At 33.0% G+C, this 2,525-nt stretch carries 2 protein-coding genes; both read left to right on the top strand.

Annotated features, from left to right (window positions below; all coding sequences use genetic code 11):
• A partial coding sequence (locus VK998_RS02720; RefSeq protein WP_325225198.1) for a hypothetical protein occupies nucleotides 1-208 on the top strand: 208 nt, incomplete at its 5' end.
• A 78-nt stretch (nucleotides 209-286) separates the two neighbouring features.
• A complete protein-coding gene (locus tag VK998_RS02715; RefSeq protein WP_325225197.1) occupies nucleotides 287-2,260 on the top strand; it encodes a S9 family peptidase in 1,974 nt (657 codons plus the stop codon).
• Nucleotides 2,261-2,525 lie beyond the last annotated feature (265 nt).

The following is a 2,525-nucleotide window of genomic DNA, read 5'->3' as shown; positions in this document are numbered from 1 at the left end:
GAAATTAGATCCGGCGGGAAGGACGGCATCTCTTGGAATCTTAATGCAAAATATTGGATTAGCTGTCGGTCCACCGATTCTAGGATATTTTCTATTGAGCAAAAGTTATATTGTCTTAAGTTGGTACGGTATAATTTTATATTTGATTTGTATTCCTCTCGTTATTCCTCTCGCAAAATTTACAGACACTAAAATGGTTAGTGAATAATTTTTAAAAATACTTATACCTAAATTGGGTAAACTACATCTAAATTAGCTTTCAAAAAATAAAATAAAATAATAAGACATGGCTGTTTCTAAGCAAAGTATTCCATTCTCACTTGACGATGTTGGTAAAATAAAACAAATAAAAAACTTAGAAATATCACCTGATGGAAAAATTATTATATATACGGTTAATGTTCCCAACGTGAAGGAAAATAAAAGAGAAGATTATATTTTCTTGACAGAAATAAGAGGTAAGAAAACAAGAAGTATTGCGAAAGGATTTTCACCTATATGGTCACCTGATAATAAGTTTATTGCTTATAAAGCAAGTAAAGATGGAAAGTACGGATTGTGGCTGTATGATATCCAACAAGATCATTCAAAATTTCTTGTTCCTATTTATGAGTCAGGATATTTTATTAATCATATGGCAAAAAAAAATTTTGAATGGTCTCCTGATGGGAAAAAGATAGCTTATATAAGTACAATTCCTTTCGAAAACTCGGATGTTAATCAAAATATTAGAGTTATAGATAATCTAATGTACAAAAGTATTGGTGGAAGAAAGCGTCCATTCTATGCCAACCAGCCGCCTTGTCAAATATGGTTAATCTCAATAAAGGATAGACAGTCAGAAATTTTAACTAATGGTGACAGTAATAAATACTCCATCTCTTGGTCACCAGACGGTAAAGAAATTGCTTTTGTTAGTAATAAAAGCTCCAACCCAGATTATAATCATAAAAATGATCTATGGAGTGTTAATATAAGAACAAAGAAAATTGATAGGTATACAAGAGAATCAGGAACTGTATATCATCCTGCTTGGTCACCAGATAGAGAATATATTGCCTATCTTGCCAATAAAGGTATGACCAACTCGAAAGATAGTCCGTCTGAAGACTTTCATATATATATCAAGTCAAGTAGCGACGGAGATTCTATTTGTTTAACAAAATCTCTTGATCGAAGAATAAAAAGTATAGAGTGGCATCCTAATGGTGAAGATATCTATTTTACTGCGGAAGATAAGGGGAGAGAGTCCTTATATAAAGTGGGAATTAAATCAAAAAAAATAGAAAAAGTTATAGCGGGAGATTTTAAAGTATCTGAATATGCAATATCTCAATCTGCTAAAAATATTGTATATATAAAGTCGGATATGATACACTTCCCAGAAATTTATATCCAACAAAGGGATGGGAAGAGCTCAAATAAATTGACAAAGCAAAATGAAAGAGTAAGTAAAGAACGGTATTTGCAAGATGCAGAAACGCTTTGGTTTAATAGTTTTGATGATTTACAAATACAGGGATGGATTATTAAACCTGCTTCTTTTAATCAGAATAAGAAATATCCGTTAATATTAACTATCCACGGTGGACCACATAATATGTTTGGTTATGAATTCAAAGAAAGGGCCCAGACTCTGGTTGGTCAAGGATATGCAGTTCTTTTTATAAATCCCAGAGGCAGTAGCGGTTATGGCCAACAATTTTCGCGAGGATCGCTTCTAAATTGGGGGGGAGGGGACTATAAAGATTTGATGAATGGTGTCGAATATGTACTTGACCGTTATAAATGGATTGATAAGGAAAGATTAGGAGTAACAGGTCATAGCTATGGAGGATATATGACCAATTGGATTATTTCTCAGACTAGTATGTTTAAGGCTGCTGTTTCGGATGGAGGAGTTAGTAACCTTATAAGTTTTTCTGGGACATCAATTTTTCATCTTCTAATAGAAAATGAGTTTAATGGGAAGCCGTGGAAAAATTTTCCGTTGCTTTGGCAGTGGTCTCCTTTACGTAATGTAGATAAGGTATCAACACCAACTTTATTTCTTCATGGCGAAACAGATAATGAGGTCCCTATAACACAAGCTGAAGAGATGTTTACAGCATTGAAAAAAGCAGGTGTAGAAACCCAACTTATACAGTATATTGGTGAAGGACATGGTTGTGATCCTGACTTGAAGCCTCTAAATAGAATTGACCTATATCAGCGAATGATAAAATGGTTTGATACATATCTTAAATTAAAAACTAAGTGACGTGTATGTGGGCTAATGCACATCTTTATATTAAATATTTATTTCATTATGGGCATAAAACTAATGAAACTATCATGCAATCAGCATGAAATAACATTTTTTTACTATTAATTTGAGCTTTAATTGTAAGCTTCCCTGAAAGTTGACCGTTTGAAAGTAGATAAAATTGACTACTTTTAACTATGAAAAAATCACGATTTAGTGAATCCCAAATCATCTCGATCCTCAACAAACAGGAGCAAGGACTGAAGGTCCGAGATATTTG

The sequence above is a fragment of the Schnuerera sp. genome (assembly GCF_035459645.1).
Lineage (GTDB): Bacteria > Bacillota > Clostridia > Tissierellales > Tepidimicrobiaceae > Schnuerera.
The sequence above is the reverse complement of the archived record's forward strand: the minus strand, read 5'-3'. Positions and strand labels throughout refer to the sequence as shown.